Here is a 17021-nt window from a genome sequence, read left to right on the forward strand (position 1 = left end):
CGAAGAAAAATAAAAGTAATTGCGTATGTTGCATAGGGAGGAATTGGCTTTTAGCTGGTAGATGGGATGAGGGGTAAGAAGTTTCTTAAAATAAAATAGAAAGGTAAGAATAATTGGCTATTAGAAATAAATTGTTATATTTGCGTCATGAGAAAAGAGTTAGGCAAATGGTTTTTAGATATAGCCAAGTATATGACCACAGCCGTGTTACTGACGTCCCTTTTTAGCGGGGTGAATGAATGGGCATGGTATATGTATGGACTTGTAGTCCTTGCCGTATTAGTAACTCTTGTGACAGGACTTACGTTGCTTAAAGATAAGAAGGAGGACAAATAATGGGAGCAATTATTGTATCGGTAATGGTGATTGTTATTGCGCTCGTCAGTTTGGCGTATTTTAATTACCAAGACAAGAAAGAAGCGAAAAAGAACATACGATAAATTAAAAATTAGGGTAAAGAAGCTGTTTCAAAACAACTAAGGGGTTTTGGAACAGCTTTTTTTTGATATCCGGTTTATGGGAGGGTAGAGGACTTTGTATTCTGTTCTTCGTTTTCACATTCCGCGGAATATGCCTATCTTTGCGCTTTAAACCAAAAACTGTTTCTATTTTATGTGGTTACAATTACTGTTTGTCTTGCTGGCCATTGTGGTCGGCGCACGGGTGGGCGGCATCGGACTGGGTGTGTTTGGAGGTCTCGGGCTGGCTGTCCTCACCTTTGTGTTCGGACTGGAACCGACTGCTCCTCCGATTGATGTGATGCTGATGATTGTGGCAGTGATTGCAGCGGCGGGTTGTATGCAAGCTGCCGGAGGATTGGATTTGATGGTGAAATGGGCGGAGAAAATCTTGCGCCGACATCCCCAGCGTATCACCTTGCTGAGTCCGCTGGTGACTTACCTCTTTACTTTCTTTGCCGGAACGGGGCATGTGGCCTATTCCGTACTTCCGGTGATTGCCGAAGTGGCTCGTGAGACAGGCATCCGTCCGGAGCGTCCGATGGGAATTGCCGTCATTGCTTCCCAGCAGGCCATTACCGCCAGTCCCATTTCTGCGGCTACGGTTGCCCTTTTGAGTATGTTGGCCGGATACGATATTACCTTGTTTGATATCCTGAAGATTTCCATTCCCTGTACTTTGGTGGGTGTGCTGGTAGGGGCTCTCTATTCCATGCATGTGGGCAAGGAATTGAAAGATGACCCTGTGTACCAGGCACGTTTGAAGTCAGGGGAGTTGTCGGGGGCCAATTATTGTACGGCCGAGGTACTTCATCCCGGCAAGGCGCTGACTTCTGTGCTGTTGTTTTTGGCTGCCACGGTGGGCATTGTGTTGTTTGGCTCCATCGACAGCCTCCGCCCGTCGTTCCAGACCTCCGAAGGCGTGGTCGTGATGCAGATGGCACACATCATTGAAATTCTTATGTTGTCGGTAGCTGCACTGATTTTGCTGCTGACTGGTACCAGTGGTATGAAGGCGGCCAAGAGTTCGGTATTCAATGCGGGTATGCAGGCGGTAGTAGCTATCTTTGGTATTGCCTGGATGGGCGATACCTTCATTTCGGGTAACATTGCGGTGATAAAAGAAGGTATTTTCGGTATGGTGACGGATATGCCCTGGCTTTTCGGCGTGGCTTTGTTTGTCATGTCCATCCTGTTGTTCAGTCAGGCGGCTACCATCCGGGCCTTGCTTCCTTTGGGCATGGCATTGGGCATTTCCCCCTATATGCTGATTGCGCTTTTTCCAGCGGTGAACGGGTATTTTTTCATTCCGAACTATCCGACGGTAGTGGCAGCTATCAATTTCGATACTACAGGCACCACTCGCATTGGGAAGTATGTGCTCAATCATTCGTTTATGATGCCGGGATTGATTTCTACGTTTGTAGCCGTAGGTCTGGGTATTTTAGCGGTACTGGTGGATTTGTAGGCTGAGTAAAGGTATTTCTCGGAGGTGGTAGAGATGATAAACGAAAACGCCCCGTCTCATTTATCTTTTTTTCCCTTGAATTTTCTCTGTTTCACACTGCGGGATTTGTATCTCACAGTGTGAAATATATATCCCACACTGTGGTTTTTGTATCCCACAGTGTGAAACAGAGAATTTGTAAGAGTTTTTTGAAGAAAACACTGGAGGAAAAGAGGGTATGGATGGGAGGTTAAAATTTTGTGAAAGGGTTTTTCTCGGTAGACAGAAGATGATAATCGTATAAAAATTTGTAGGTACTTTCGTAAAAAAGTAGCATCTTTGCACTATGAATTGGATTGAACAGGTTACTATACTTGAATTGTTGCTGAAAGGGTTGATTGTCGGAATCGTGGTTTCTGCTCCTTTGGGCCCGGTCGGTGTGCTTTGCATTCAACGTACGTTGAACAAGGGTCGCTGGTTTGGTTTTGTCACAGGAGTAGGAGCAGCGTTGAGCGATATATGTTATGCGTTGATTACCGGATATGGAATGAGTTTCATGGATGAAATCATCCTGAAACATCATATTTTTCTTCAGGTAGTAGGTAGCATCATGTTGCTGGCCTTCGGTATTTACACGTTTCGCAGCAATCCGGTAAAATCCCTTCGTCCGTCTTCGGGTACGCGTGGTACGTATCTGCACAATTTCGTGACGGCTTTTTTTGTGACCCTGTCCAATCCGCTCATCATTTTCCTGTTCATCGGTCTGTTTGCCCGTTTCTCGTTTGTGATGCCGGGCAGTCCCATCGGTTTTCAGCTGGTAGGCTATCTGGCCATCCTCACAGGGGCGTTGGGCTGGTGGTTCAGCATTACGTATTTCGTCAATAAAGTACGTTCGCGGTTTAACTTACGCGGCATCTGGGTGCTCAACCGCATCATCGGTGTCGTGGTCATGATAGCGGCTGTGGTGGGAATCGTCCTGGCCATTGCCGGCAAATCTTTTTCTTGATAGGATATGTATATTTCTCAACAACTTAAAAAAAAGAATATTGCTGAATACCTGTTGTATATGTGGCAGGTAGAGGATTTGATTCGGGCCAATGGCTGCGATATGGAGAAAATCCGGAAGAACATTATTGATCCTTATCCGGCTACGGACGAGCAGAAACAGGAGCTGGCCCGCTGGTATGAAGACCTGATTCACATGATGCAGCAGGAGGGAGTGATGGAAAAAGGTCACCTGCAGATTAACAAGAATATCATTGTCTGGCTGACCGACTTACATCTGCGTCTGTTGCGTTCACCTAAGTTTCCGTATTATACGGCAGCTTATTATAAAGTATTGCCTTTTATTGTGGAGTTGCGGGCCAAGGGAGGCGACAAGGATGTGCCTGAACTGGAGACCTGTTTCGATGCCCTTTATGGGGTGCTGATGCTGAAGTTGCAGAAAAAGGAAATCAGTGAGGGAACGGCTAAGGCCATGAAATCCATTAGTGACTTGCTGGCCATGCTGGCTGATTATTATATAAAGGACAAGGAAGGCGATTTGGATTTGGATTAACATACACAGAAATATGAAAAAGATATTAGTGACGGGAGCCAACGGACAGTTAGGCAATGAGATGCGTCTGCTGGCAGAAGAACACACCAATTTTGAGTATTTTTTTACGGATGTGGCAGAGCTGGACATCTGCGATGAGAAGGCGGTGATGGATTTTGTGACAGCCCATCAGATTGACGTCATTGTGAACTGTGCGGCCTATACGGCTGTCGATAAGGCAGAGGATAATGTGGAACTCTGTGACAAGCTGAATCGTGTGGCGCCGGGTTACCTGGCCAAGGCGGCACAGAGCCGGGGAGGTTGGCTGGTACAAGTGTCTACCGACTATGTGTTTGATGGTACGGCCCATATCCCGTATAAGGAAGAAGATACTCCCTGTCCGAATTCCGTATATGGTTCTACTAAGTTAGGAGGAGAACAGGAGGTGATGAAGTATTGTCCGAATGCGATGATTATTCGTACGGCGTGGCTGTATTCTACCTTTGGCAATAATTTCGTGAAGACAATGATTCGTCTGGGAAAGGAAAAAGAAACATTGGGCGTCATTTTCGACCAGATTGGTACCCCGACGTATGCACGCGACCTGGCTCAGGCTATTTTCGTGGCATTGGAGAAAGGTATTGTGCCGGGCATCTATCATTTCAGCAATGAAGGTGTCTGCTCCTGGTATGATTTTACCAAGGCCATCCATCGGCTGGCAGGTATTACCACTTGTCACGTATCCCCGCTTCACACAGAAGATTATCCCACCAAGGCTTGCCGTCCGCACTATTCCGTGCTTGACAAGACCAAGCTGAAAAAGACCTACGGAGTGGAGGTTCCTTACTGGATGGATAGTCTGGCGGAATGTATTGAAAAATTAAAACAATAAATATGGCAAATCAGGAAATAGCAAGAAGACGAACATTTGCGATTATCGCGCATCCGGATGCCGGTAAAACCTCGTTGACGGAAAAGTTGTTGCTTTTCGGTGGGCAGATTCAGGTGGCCGGAGCCGTAAAGTCAAACAAGATTAAGAAAACGGCCACGTCCGACTGGATGGACATCGAGAAACAGCGTGGTATCTCGGTTACTACCTCCGTGATGGAGTTTGACTACCATGACTATAAGATTAATATCCTTGATACGCCGGGTCACCAGGATTTTGCCGAAGATACGTACCGTACGCTGACGGCGGTGGACAGTGTTATCATCGTGGTGGACGGAGCAAAGGGTGTGGAATCGCAGACCCGTAAGCTGATGGAAGTTTGTCGTATGCGTAACACGCCGGTGATTATCTTCGTGAACAAGATGGACCGGGAAGCCAAGGATCCGTTTGATTTGCTGGATGAACTGGAGGAAGAGCTGGTCATCAACGTACGCCCGCTGACATGGCCGATTGAGAGCGGTCCGCGTTTCAAGGGGGTATACAACATTTACGAGCAGAAGCTGAATCTTTTCCAGCCGTCCAAGCAGGTGGTGACGGAGAAGGTGGAAGTGGATATCCATACGGAAGACCTGGACAATCATATCGGTACGCCGCTGGCGGAGAAGTTGCGCAGCGAACTGGAACTGATTGAGGGGGTTTATCCGGAATTCAATGTAGACGATTACTTGAAAGGTGAACTGGCTCCGGTGTTCTTCGGTTCGGCTTTGAACAACTTCGGCGTGCAGGAATTGCTCGACTGCTTTGTGGAGATTGCGCCGAGTCCGCGTCCGGTACAGGCAGAGGAACGTATCGTGATGCCGGAAGAGCCCAAGTTCACGGGTTTCGTGTTCAAGATTACAGCTAATATCGACCCGAACCATCGTTCGTGTGTGGCTTTTTGTAAGGTATGTTCCGGTAAGTTTACCCGTAACACGCCGTATCTGCATGTTCGTCACAACAAGACCATGCGTTTCTCTTCACCCACGCAGTTCATGGCCCAGCGTAAGACTACGGTGGATGAGGCTTGGGCAGGCGATATCATCGGTTTGCCGGACAATGGAACCTTCAAGATTGGTGATACGTTGACTGAGGGTGAAATCCTGCATTTCAAGGGATTGCCCAGCTTCTCACCGGAAATGTTCAAGTACATCGAGAATGCCGACCCGATGAAGACCAAGCAGTTGAACAAGGGAATCGACCAGTTGATGGACGAAGGTGTAGCTCAGTTGTTTATCAACCAGTTCAATGGTCGGAAGATTATCGGTACAGTTGGTCAGTTGCAGTTTGAAGTAATCCAGTATCGTTTGGAAAACGAATACAATGCCAAATGCCGTTGGGAACCGTTGAGCCTCTACAAGGCGTGCTGGATTGAAAGTGACGACCCGGCCGAACTGGAAGCCTTCAAGAAGCGTAAGTACCAGTATATGGCCAAAGACCGTGACGGGCGCGATGTGTTCCTGGCCGACAGCGGTTATGTGCTTCAGATGGCGCAGATGGACTTCAAACACATTAAATTCCATTTTACCAGTGAGTTCTAAAGATAAGATTAAGACCTATTATAAAAGCCTCCCAAAAAGGAGGCTTTTTTTATTAAATCGGTTTATACAGGGAATTATCTTTTGAGGAAATTTAGATTTGTTTCCTTTGCCAGCTTCCTTTTTTCAGGTAAATATAACTCAGTAGGCCGATGGCGCCTGCATATACGTGTTCGGAGAACCAGCAGACGGCTACATCCATCTTAAGAATCAGGATGATGAGGACGATAAAGACCAGGTAGCAGCTCAGGGCAATCATCTCCAGCAAGAAAGCGGCCCGGGTATCGCCGGTACCCGATACGGACTGGAAGAAAATGAATCCCGCACACTGGAAGAGGTAGCTGGAGCAGAGTACCCAAAGCGTAGGGACGGCAGCATCCACTAAGTCGGGCATATCGGTGTAGATACGGAGCACATACGTGGGCAGGCAGGCTATCAGCAGGATGACGGGCCAGACAATGCAGGTGCAGAGTCGTACGTGTTGCCGGATGGTCGGCATGACGTAGTGGGCTTCTCCGGCCCCAATCAGGTTGCTGACCAGAGCGCTGCAGGTGGAGGCAAAAGCCGTAATGGTCATGAACGGCACGCTCGACACGTTTCGCACGATGTTGGTGATGGCCAATGAACGTTCGCCCAAGTGCTCGATGAAGATGAAGAACAGAAACCAGGTGCTGATGGATACCGCATTTTGTATCATGGTCCATAGCGATACGCCCATGATGCGTTTCAGTTCTGCCCATTGGAAGCTCACCAGTTGGTTCAGGCCGTATTTGGCACGGTCCACTCGTCGGGTGGTGTAGATAATGAAGAAGAGCATGGACACCAGTTCTGCCAGTGAAGAGCCGATGGCCGCTCCGGCAATACCCAATGCCGGAAATCCGAATTTCCCGAATACCAGAATATAATTGAATACCACGTTCGATGTCACCATGACAATGGAGTTGAGCGTGAGGGTCTTGGTCTGGGTAGTGCCCACAAAGAAGGCCCGGAACATGATGGCCACGAACGAGAAGAAAAATCCGAATACCCGCCAGTTGATGTAGCTTACGGCGGCTTCACAGACGCGGGGAGATGATACCACGTGCGATAAAATCCAGGGAGAGAACAGTTGGGAGAGGGTAAACATGACCAAGGCCATGGCCAGCAGGAAATAAATGCCCTGGTAGAATATGGAACCGATCTTCCGGAAATTACCTTCTCCGTTGCGGCGGGCAATCAGAATCTGTGAACCGATGCTGAACCCGAATCCTAACATGAAGATGGCCAGGTAATATACTCCCGCAATGGCCGAGGCACCCAGTTCCACTTCGCCTACGCGTCCCATAAAAGCTGTATCGGTCATTCCGATAAGCTGTTCCATGAGCAGGCTGATCAGGATGGGGTAGGCCACCTTCCATATTTCGCGGTTGGTATATTTTGTATGCATAAAAACGAGTATTGGATAATCAGAGGAATGCGGTGCAAAGATACGACAATTCTGCACAAAAAAAGACCATCCTTTTGCAAGGACAGTCTTTTGTTTGTCTTTTTCTGAAAGAAGAATTATGCTTCAGCAGGAGCTTCAGTAGCAGCTTCTTCAGCAGGAGCAGCTTCTGCGTTGGCAGCAGCTTCAGCCTCAGCTTTTGCAGCAGTTTCAGCAGCTTTCTTTTCAGCTACCTTCTTAGCGATTTCTTCGTTTACTTTCTTTTCAGCTTCCAGACGTGCTTTAGCTTCAGCTTTCTTAGCTTCTTCTTCTTTAGCTTTCAAAGCAGCCAGACCTGACTGTTTGTTTTCTTTCCAAGCGTTGAATTTAGCTTCAGCCTGTGCTTCATCGAATGCGCCTTTAGCTACACCGCCCAGCAGGTGTTTCTTCATGTATACACCTTCACGAGACAGGATGTTGCGTACTGTGTCAGTAGGCTGTGCACCTACCAATACCCAGTGTAATGCACGTTCAAAATTCAAATCTACTGTGGCAGGATTGGTGTTCGGATTGTAAGTACCAATTTTTTCAGTAAATCTACCATCACGTGGTGCTCTTGCGTCTGCAATAACAATTGAATAGAACGCATATCCTTTGCGTCCGTTTCTTTGCAATCTGATTTTAGTTGCCATTTTTCTTAATTAGTTTTTTAATGTAAATGATTTGAATTATGCTAATAACCCGTATTAGCGGGTGCAAAGGTACAACTTTTCTTTTGTTCTACAAAGAGTTGCGCCAATTATTTATTGATTTCGCGCAGCCATTTTTCAAGTTCGCCTGTCCATTGGCGTTTGTAGGGGAAACTGTCGTTGTATCCCCAGCCGTGTCCTCCTACCGGATAGATGTGCAGGCTGGCAGAGACCTTCTGTTTGACGAGGGCGGTATAGTAGTTTACGCTGTTGGCTACAGGCACTACCGTGTCGTCGCTGCTATGCAGGATGAAAGCCGGTGGGGTTTGTGGAGTAACCTGTAGTTCGTTGGAATATTTCTGTTCCAATTCCTTCGATGGATTCTTGCCTAACAAATCATCATGAGAGCCCATGTGTGTATAGCTCGGGTCCATGGTGATGACCGGGTAGAAAAGAATCTGGAAATCCGGGCGGGTTTCCGCATCGGTGAAATGAGTGGCAGCCGTACTGGCCAGATGTCCTCCTGCCGACGACCCCATGATGCCTAACTTCTTCACGTTCCATTCTGTGGCGTGCTGCCGCATAATGCGTAGGGCTTGCTGGGCGTCGCTCAGCGGTACTTCATGATGTCCGTTGGGCATGCGGTAGCGGAGTACGGCGTAGGTGATGCCTTGGCTGTTGAACCAGGCGGCCATATCGTGCCCTTCGTGTCCCATGGCCAACGTCCAGTATCCTCCTCCGGGACAGGTCATGATGGCCATTCCGTTACTTTTTTCTGCCGGATAGACGGTCAGTACGGGTTCTTCCACGTAAAGCGGTCCATCTTTTACCTGTTGGGTCATTTCATTGGTGTTCGGGGCACCTTCGGGCCATATCTTGATTTCAATGCCTTTTTGGGCAAAGAGGTGGCTGGATACCAGCAGCCACCCCATAAGCAGTAGTTTTTTCATGTGTCGTATGAGTCAGAGGTTATTTTTTCAGTTTCATGCTGGCCTTTACCAGGTAGGCAATCAGCAACAGGTACACAATCAGTGATACCAGTTCACTCATCGGATTGCTCAGCCATTCTTCGTGGATGAGGTTGATGTTGCAATAGCGCATGATGGCACTTACCACGCCCATCAGGGCACCTCCGGCAATGAATCCGGAAGCCAGCAGCGTACCTTTTTCACCCCGTGCCGTGTTGACGGCTTCGTCCTTGCTGCGGGAAGTCACGTACCAATTGATGGCCCCACCCACCAGCAACGGGAGGTTCAGTTCCAAGGGGATGAACATACCCAGCGCGAAGGCCAGGGCAGGCACCTTGCAGAAGGTCAGTACCAATGCCAGTGCGGCGCCGATGCCGTAGAGCAGCCACGGAGCGCCCACTCCGTTCATTAGTGGGTCGATGACAGCTGCCATAGCGTTTGCCTGCGGGGCAGCCAGTTGTCCGCTGGTGAATCCATACGAATCGTTCAGTACCATAATGACGCCGCCTACGGTAGCCGCAGATACCAGGGTACCGAGGAACTTCCAGCTTTCCTGCTTCTTGGGTGTGCTACCCAGCCAGTAACCTATTTTCAAGTCGGTGATGAAACCGCCAGCCATGGACAGTGCGGTGCAGACCACGCCACCCATCACCAGGGAAGCGACCATACCCGTAGCCCCTTTCAATCCTACAGCTACCATAATGACGGAAGCTAAAATCAAAGTCATCAGGGTCATGCCTGATACCGGGTTCGTACCGACGATGGCGATGGCATTGGCCGCCACGGTGGTGAAGAGGAAGGAGATTCCCGCTACCAGCAGGATGGCTACGATGGTATGCAGGAGGTTACCTTGCATCACGTCGAAATAGAAGAAGAGTACCACGAGCAGCAGGGTGAACAAAGAACCGAAAGCGATGATTTTCATGGACAGGTCTTTCTGTGTGCGTTCCACGCTTTCTTCGGTTTTCTTTCCTTTCATCTCATTGGCAGCCAGGCTGACCGCACTCTTGATGATGCCCCATGAACGTACGATACCGATGATACCTGCCATGGCGATGCCTCCGATACCGATGCTCTTGGCATATTCCTTGAAGATAAGTTCGGGCGACATGTCTTTCACGGCCATGGTGATGTCCGGGTTCCAGGCATTCAGTACCTGGTCGCCCCAGAACAGGGAGATACCCGGCACGATGACCCACCATACCACCAGCGAACCGGCACAGATGATGGCCGCATATTTCAGTCCGACGATATAACCGAGTCCCAATACGGCAGCTCCCGTATTGATTTTGAATACCAGTTTGAACTTGTCGGCGATGGTTTCGCCCCATCCACAGATACGGCTTGTAAAGTTCTCGTTCCACCAGCCGAAGGTACCCACGATGAAGTCGTAAATACCGCCCACCAGTCCGGCGATGAGCAACGGTTTGGCCTGGTCGCCTCCTTTTTCACCCGATACGAGTACTTGGGTACTGGCGGTCGCTTCCGGGAAGGGATATTCGCCGTGTTTGTCTTTCACGAAATATTTACGGAAGGGAATCAGGAACAGAATGCCCAGCACGCCGCCCAGCAGGGAGCTGATGAACATCTGCATGAAGTTGACCGTCATTTCCGGATATTTTTCCTGTAGGATGTAGAGGGCAGGCAGGGTAAAGATGGCCCCTGCCACGATGACGCCCGAGCAAGCACCGATGGACTGGATCATGACGTTTTCACCCAGTGCGCCTTTGCGTTTGGTAGCACTGGAGATACCCACGGCGATGATGGCGATAGGGATGGCGGCTTCAAACACCTGTCCCACTTTCAGGCCCAGGTAAGCGGCGGCAGCCGAGAAGATGACGGCCATGACGAGTCCCCATGTCACAGACCAGAGGTTTACTTCAGGATACGTTTTCCCGGGCGACATGAGCGGTTCATACTTTTCCCCGGGTTTGAGCGGACGGAACGCGTTTTCGGGCAATCCCGTCGGTTTTTCTTGTGTCTCTTTCATGAATAATATTGCATTATGATTTGATTAATATTCTTTTGAGTGTCCAAAAGTAGTAAAAATCATTCATATTCATGCAAAAGGCACCTTATTTTTGCGCGTTGGAAAAACGCAAGTGCGTTTCAGATAAAACGCCTTTACGTTTCAACTTAAACGCAAGTGCGTTTGAAGTAAAACGTCCTTGCGTTTGGATCAAAACGCTTTGGCGTTTGAAACGAAACACAAGGACGTTTTTTTGAACGGCTTTTGGGGCATAAAAAAACAGGAGAAACATCCTGAAATGTATCTCCTGTTTCGATATTAAAAGTGATGGTTTTCTTATTTGTTTGCATCAGCCGATGCCGGAGTCATGTCTCCTTCCACTACCAAGCGGGTGATTTCGTTCTTGGAGTTAGTACGCAGGGTGATGGTCTTGCGGAAATGTCCCGGAAATTTTCCGGCTCCGTTGTAAGTCACTGTCACTTCGCCGCTTTCACCCGGTTTGATGGGTTCTTTCGGGTACTGTGGTACGGTGCATCCACAGGAAGCGATGGCCTGATGAATCACCAGCGGTCCGTCACCTGTATTGGTGAATTTGAATTTGCAAGTCACCTTCGGGCTGTTTTCAGAGAAAGAGCCAAAATTGTATGAAGTCTTTTCAAACGTAATCTGTGCCGTTCCCTGTGCGATGACGAACAGGATGTTCAGTACGCACAACAAAGTAGTAAATAAAATCTTTTTCATTTTCTTTTGTTTTAATCCTTACTCTTGACAACTTCGCAAAGATAGTGTTTTTATGCTAAAAGAGTGTGTCCGTGCAGTTTTATTAACATACTTGAAGTGTTGTTATCGGTTTACCTGCTTCACTCCTTTCACGGTTTTTATCTTCTTGATCAGCGATTCCAGCTTGGTATTGTCGTCTACCGTCACGGTCAGCATGCCGGAAAACAGTCCGTCGTGTGAGTCAATGCTGATAGACCGTAGCAGGATGTTGTTTTCCTTATTGATGATGGACGTGATGTTGGTCACGATACCGATATCGTCATGTCCGATGATACGGAGGGTAATGGGGTATTGCTTGCCCTGACTCTTTCCGGCCCAGCGTGCCTTGACGATACGGTAAGGGAAGCGGGAGCGCATTTCTTTGGCATTCGGACAGTCGCAACGGTGAATCTTGATACCTCCGTTGATGCTTACAAAGCCGAACACTTCGTCGCCGTAAATCGGGTTGCAGCATTTGGCCAGAGTGAAATCCAGTCCCTTCAGGTTCTGGTCGATGACCAGTACGTCGTCCTTGTAGTCCTTAGCATCGGTCGGTTGCTGGATGTTGAACGATTCCGCACTGCGGTAGCTGATTTCTTCGCGTTGCTCGGTCTCCTTCTTCTGCATGTCGAGGTACTTGTCGATAATGTCGTTTACATCAATCGACTCGTCGGCAATGCTCTGGTAGAAATCGGTCACGGTCTTGAAGCCCAGTTTTCGGATGAGGCGCATCAGGATGGCTTCGTCGTATTCCATTTTCCGGTTCTTGAACTTCCGTTCCAGAGTTTCCTTGGCAAACTGGGTCTGTCGGGCTGCAATTTCTTTCAGTGCCTGACGTATCTTGTTGCGGGCTTTCGCCGTGGTGACGAAGGTCAGCCAGTCGCGTTTCGGCGTCTGGGTATTCGAGGTCATGATTTCCACCTGGTCGCCGCTGTTCAACTTCTGACGGAGCTGTACGTTTTTGCCGTTCACGCGGGCACCCGTACACCGGCATCCTAAGTTAGAGTGGATGGAGAAGGCAAAGTCGAGCACGGTGGCTCCCTGCGGCAGCTTGTACAAATCGCCTTTGGGAGTGAAGACGAATACCTCGTCTTTGTATAAGTCCAGCTTGAACTGATCCATGGCATCCAGGTCGTTGTCGGAGTTTTCCAAGGTTTCCCGGATGGAGTTCAGCCATTCGTCCAGACCGCTTTCTCCCTTGATGCCTTTGTATCGCCAGTGAGCGGCAAGACCTTTTTCGGCAATCTCATCCATACGTTCCGTACGAATCTGTACTTCTACCCATTTTCCTTCCGGTCCCATGACGGTGATGTGCAAAGACTCGTATCCGTTGCTCTTCGGCACGGAAAGCCAGTCGCGCAGACGTTTGGGGTTAGGCAGGTACATATCGGTCACGATGGAGTAGGCCTGCCAGCATTCCTGTTTCTCCTTGTCAAGTGGAGAATCGAGGATGATACGGATGGCAAACAGGTCGTACACACCTTCGAAGGGGCATCCCTGCTTCTTCATCTTCTGGTAGATGGAGTGGATAGACTTGGTACGTCCCTTCATATGGAACTTGAGTCCGGCCTCTTCCAGTTTTTTCTTGATCGGTTCGATGAATGCGTCAATGTAGCGGTCGCGCGCCTGTTTGGTAGCATTCAGCTTTTCCTTTATATAATAGTACACGTCGTGCTGCGTGTATTTCAGTGACAAATCTTCCAGTTCCGATTTCAGCTTGTACAATCCCAGTTTGTGTGCCAGCGGGGCATACAGATAAGCCGCTTCATTGGCCACTTCCAGTCGGGCTTCTTCGTTGGGGCTGTCCTTAATCTGTCGCATCAGGTTCACACGGTCGGCAATGATGATCAGAATCACCCGCATGTCTTCAGCAAACGACAGAAGCAGGTTGCGGAAGTTTTCCGATTCGATGATGGGGCTCTTGGAATAGAGTTCGTTGATTTTTACAAGCCCTCGGATAATGCCGGCCACGTCTTCTCCGTATTCCTCTTTGACAGACTCCAGGCTGCACAAGTTGTATTTCACAGACTCATGAAGCATGATGCCCAGAATCGAAGCTCGGCGCATACCGATTTCTTCAGCCACAATAACGGCTGTCTGCATGTCTTTGATGATGGGGTTCATCTGGAAGACATTCCGAGGAATGGTTCCTTCCGACATGGCTTTTATGAGATGATTTTTTAGTTTGCGGCAGTCATCTTTTTGTAACGTGTCTTTTGACAGCAATAACAATCTTTTGTAAAGCTGTATCAGTTGTTTGTGCTCTTCCGGCGTGAAAAATTCATTGTTCTCCATAATGCCTCGTTTTGTTGTTTGTGGGTAAAGTTACTTTTTTTTCATAGATATGGTACATTCTTACCGTATTTTTTCTATTTTTGAACATGATTCTGAATAAGAAAAGAATATTCATTACCTAAATAAAACAATATGTTAACACACGAAGACAAAGAATTGTTGGCCAAGAAGGGCATTTCGGAAGAGAAAATTGCCGAACAGTTGGCTTGTTTTGAAAAAGGTTTTCCGTTTTTGAAATTGTCGGCAGCGGCTTCTGTGGAAAACGGAGGCATCATGAAAGCTGAAGGCAAAGATTTCGAACGGTATCTTGCGGCATGGGATGCCTACAAGGATGGAGATAAGAAGATTGTCAAGTTTGTGCCAGCTTCAGGGGCTGCCAGCCGTATGTTCAAGAATATGTTCGAGTTCTTGGGAGCAGATTACGACAAACCGACAACGGATTTTGAAAAGAAATTCTTCGACCATATCCATGACTTCGCGTTCTACAACGACTTGAATGCGGCTTGCATGGATAATACGGGAAAGAACATTGATGCTTTGTTGTCGGAACAGAACTACAAAGCAATTGTATCGAACCTGTTGGAAGCTGCCGGACTGAACTACGGTGCTCTGCCGAAAGGATTGCTCAAGTTCCACCGTTATGCCGACGGCGTACGTACCCCGTTGGAAGAACATCTGGTAGAAGGTGCGTTGTATGCAGCCGGAAAGAACGGGGAAGTGAACGTACATTTCACGGTATCTACCGAACACCGGGCTTTGTTTGAAAAACTGGTGGCTGCCAAGGTGGGTGAATATGAGGCTAAATATGGTACAAAATTCCATATCAGTTTCTCAGAACAAAAACCGAGTACCGATACGGTAGCTGCCGATATGGACAACAAACCTTTCCGCGACAAAGATGGTAAGCTGTTGTTCCGTCCGGGTGGTCACGGGGCCTTGATTGAGAACTTGAACGATTTGGATGCCGATATCGTATTCATCAAGAACATCGACAACGTGGTGCCCGACCGTCTGAAAGCGGATACCGTGACTTACAAGAAATTGTTGGCAGGCGTATTGGTGACTTTGCAGAAACAGGCCTTTGAATACCTGGAGCTGCTGGACAGCGGTCACTATAGCCACGAACAGTTGGAAACGATTATCCGTTTCGTACAGCAGCAGTTGCGTTGCCGCAGAACGGATCTGAAAGAACTGGAAGATGCCGATTTGGTAATCTATCTGCGCAAGAAACTGAACCGTCCGATGCGTGTCTGCGGTATGGTGAAGAATGTGGGTGAACCGGGCGGCGGTCCGTTCCTGGCTTACAATCCGGATGGAACCATCTCTCTCCAGATTTTGGAAAGCTCACAGATTGACATGAAAGACCCGGAAAAGAAGGCCATGTTCGAGAAGGGTACCCACTTCAATCCGGTGGATTTGGTATGCGCCATCCGCGATTACAAAGGCAACAAGTTCAACTTGCTGGAACACGTGGATAAGGCTACCGGTTTCATCTCTTACAAGTCGAAGAACGGAAAGGATTTGAAAGCCCTCGAATTGCCGGGCTTGTGGAACGGTTCCATGAGCGACTGGAACACGGTGTTCGTAGAAGTACCATTGAGCACGTTCAATCCGGTAAAGACCGTGAACGATTTGCTGCGTGAACAGCATCAATAAATTGGGATATAGACCGATTGAATCATAAAAAAGTCCGCTTGTCTGCATCAGACAGGCGGACTTTTTATTTTGAGGCTTTTGTGTAAGCCCATCATGTACAGTGTATCTGACAGGTACAGCCAATGGCTTCATTTTATTATTCCATTATGCATTTTTCTCGTTGTCTGCGGCATTGGCAAATTTGCCGTGGGCCAGGCGCAGGATGATTGCGGTGCCCGCACGTTCTTTCGACTCAATTTTGACCACCATGCCGTAGAGTTTGAATATTTTCACGGCAAGACTCATGCCTATGCCGTTGCCTTGAAACGAGCGGGTGTTGGCGGCACGGTAGAAAGGTTGTGAGATGTAGGGGATGTCCGATTGGGGTATGCCGATACCTTTGTCTTTTATCTCTACGGATTTTTCACCGAGTGTAATGGTTACCTCGTCGGAAGAATATTTCAAAGCATTGCGCACAATGTTGCTGACAGCCATCTTCAGCAAATACGGATTGGCGAGGATGTAGCAGTTGCCGCAACCGGGTAAGATGTGAAGACAGATTCGTTCGTTGGTGGTAAACTGCCCCAGGAAGTCTTTCCAGATGATTCTTTCACGGCTTTCGCCGTCAGACTCATTCATTGCCATGGACAGATACAACAGTTGCTTGATGGTCTGCGACATCCTTAGTGCTTCCTGCTCAATTCGATGGAGCGATTCTTCATAGTCGGCTGCGTCGCGCTTTTTCATCAGGGCAATCTCACATTCTCCTTGTATAGCCGTGAGCGGATTGTTGAGTTCGTGTGAGGCATGGTGTACGAACTGTTTTTCTCGCTGGTACGCTTCATGCAGGGTGTCGATGTGCCGTTGGGTGTAGAGTCGGCTGGCCAGTATGACGATGAGTAGGCACAGGGTTGTGACACCAATAATCCAATACCCCATCTGCCGGTGCAGGTATTCGCCAAGATGCCTGTTGAGCATGACGATGACGATAAAGTTGCCTTCCGGCTTGGGATAATATACGGCAATGCCCAAGTTGTCGCCATTTTTAAATTTCAGCTCCCCATGGCTCTTCAGCCGTTCAATCTGTGTGGGCGACATGAATCTGAGCAAGGCTTTTCGGGTAGCTTCTGCTTTGTCGGCATCGAGCACAATCTGTGAGGATACAGGTTTAGTTACCGTGTCGGTGCGGTGTTCCATATAAATATCGTAGACCCTGTTGCCGCTGCATCGTTCCAAATTCTTTTGTGCGATGAGTTCGGCGCGCTCTTCCAGAAACGAATAATACAGGTTGTCGGCATAGTCAGACATCCAGTACCATAACACGGCAAACACCATACCTATGGCACACAGCGTAATGGCCGAATAAATGAAAATAATCTTATGAGCAATCTTCAGCATA

Annotated in this window: 14 protein-coding genes; 7 read left to right on the forward strand and 7 right to left on the reverse strand. The window is 48.4% G+C overall.

Going from position 1 to position 17021, the window contains the following annotated elements; translation table 11 throughout:
* The first annotated feature begins 147 nt into the window (after positions 1–147).
* The 6 genes from H6A28_RS05315 (at position 148) to H6A28_RS05340 (ending at position 5908) form a co-directional block, all read left to right on the forward strand.
* Positions 148–336 carry a DUF6722 family protein gene (locus tag H6A28_RS05315; RefSeq protein WP_204475723.1) on the forward strand — a complete coding sequence of 63 codons (189 nt, stop codon included), beginning with the start codon at positions 148–150 and terminating at the stop codon, positions 334–336.
* Between the two features lie 276 nt (positions 337–612).
* Positions 613–1926 (forward strand): anaerobic C4-dicarboxylate transporter family protein, encoded by a 1314-nt coding sequence (locus H6A28_RS05320; protein ID WP_204479215.1) that lies wholly within the window; start codon positions 613–615, stop codon positions 1924–1926.
* A gap of 325 nt (positions 1927–2251) precedes the next feature.
* Complete coding sequence (locus H6A28_RS05325; RefSeq protein ID WP_204475725.1) at positions 2252–2911, forward strand: LysE family translocator; 660 nt, start codon at positions 2252–2254, stop codon at positions 2909–2911.
* 6 nt (positions 2912–2917) lie between these two features.
* A complete protein-coding gene (locus tag H6A28_RS05330) occupies positions 2918–3463 on the forward strand; it encodes a DUF4924 family protein (RefSeq protein WP_204479216.1) in 546 nt (181 codons plus the stop codon).
* Between the two features lie 13 nt (positions 3464–3476).
* Positions 3477–4334: a dTDP-4-dehydrorhamnose reductase gene (rfbD, locus tag H6A28_RS05335; protein WP_204475727.1), complete on the forward strand. Its 858-nt coding sequence runs from the start codon at positions 3477–3479 to the stop codon at positions 4332–4334.
* Between the two features lie 2 nt (positions 4335–4336).
* Entirely contained in the window at positions 4337–5908 is a 1572-nt protein-coding gene (locus H6A28_RS05340) for a peptide chain release factor 3 (RefSeq protein ID WP_204475728.1), read from the forward strand.
* Positions 5909–5999: 91 nt separating this feature from the next.
* Here H6A28_RS05340 and H6A28_RS05345 read toward each other — a convergent pair whose 3' ends face one another.
* From H6A28_RS05345 to H6A28_RS05370, 6 genes are all read right to left on the reverse strand, one after another.
* On the reverse strand, positions 6000–7331 hold the full coding sequence (locus H6A28_RS05345; protein ID WP_204479218.1) for an MATE family efflux transporter: 1332 nt from the start codon (positions 7329–7331) through the stop codon (positions 6000–6002).
* Between the two features lie 116 nt (positions 7332–7447).
* Positions 7448–7999 carry a 30S ribosomal protein S16 gene (locus H6A28_RS05350; RefSeq protein ID WP_204479220.1) on the reverse strand — a complete coding sequence of 184 codons (552 nt, stop codon included), beginning with the start codon at positions 7997–7999 and terminating at the stop codon, positions 7448–7450.
* A 107-nt stretch (positions 8000–8106) separates the two neighbouring features.
* Positions 8107–8946 (reverse strand): alpha/beta hydrolase, encoded by an 840-nt coding sequence (locus H6A28_RS05355; RefSeq protein WP_204479222.1) that lies wholly within the window; start codon positions 8944–8946, stop codon positions 8107–8109.
* Positions 8947–8965: 19 nt separating this feature from the next.
* On the reverse strand, positions 8966–10954 hold the full coding sequence (locus tag H6A28_RS05360; protein ID WP_204475732.1) for an OPT family oligopeptide transporter: 1989 nt from the start codon (positions 10952–10954) through the stop codon (positions 8966–8968).
* A 315-nt stretch (positions 10955–11269) separates the two neighbouring features.
* The gene (locus tag H6A28_RS05365) at positions 11270–11674 is read right to left on the reverse strand and encodes a DUF1573 domain-containing protein (protein ID WP_204475733.1); all 405 of its coding nucleotides are present in this window, start codon (positions 11672–11674) and stop codon (positions 11270–11272) included.
* A gap of 102 nt (positions 11675–11776) precedes the next feature.
* On the reverse strand, positions 11777–13987 hold the full coding sequence (locus H6A28_RS05370) for a RelA/SpoT family protein (protein ID WP_204475734.1): 2211 nt from the start codon (positions 13985–13987) through the stop codon (positions 11777–11779).
* A gap of 132 nt (positions 13988–14119) precedes the next feature.
* On the opposite strand from H6A28_RS05370, the gene H6A28_RS05375 reads away from it, so the two are divergent.
* Positions 14120–15643, forward strand: a complete 1524-nt coding sequence (locus tag H6A28_RS05375) for a DUF4301 family protein (RefSeq protein ID WP_204479224.1) — start codon at positions 14120–14122, stop codon at positions 15641–15643.
* Between the two features lie 144 nt (positions 15644–15787).
* Here the strand turns inward: H6A28_RS05375 and H6A28_RS05380 are convergent, their stop codons facing one another.
* A complete protein-coding gene (locus H6A28_RS05380) occupies positions 15788–17020 on the reverse strand; it encodes a sensor histidine kinase (protein WP_204479226.1) in 1233 nt (410 codons plus the stop codon).
* Between the last annotated feature and the right edge of the window lies 1 nt (position 17021).

Origin of the sequence: Bacteroides mediterraneensis (genome assembly GCF_016900355.1) — a bacterium.
GTDB lineage: Bacteria > Bacteroidota > Bacteroidia > Bacteroidales > Bacteroidaceae > Phocaeicola.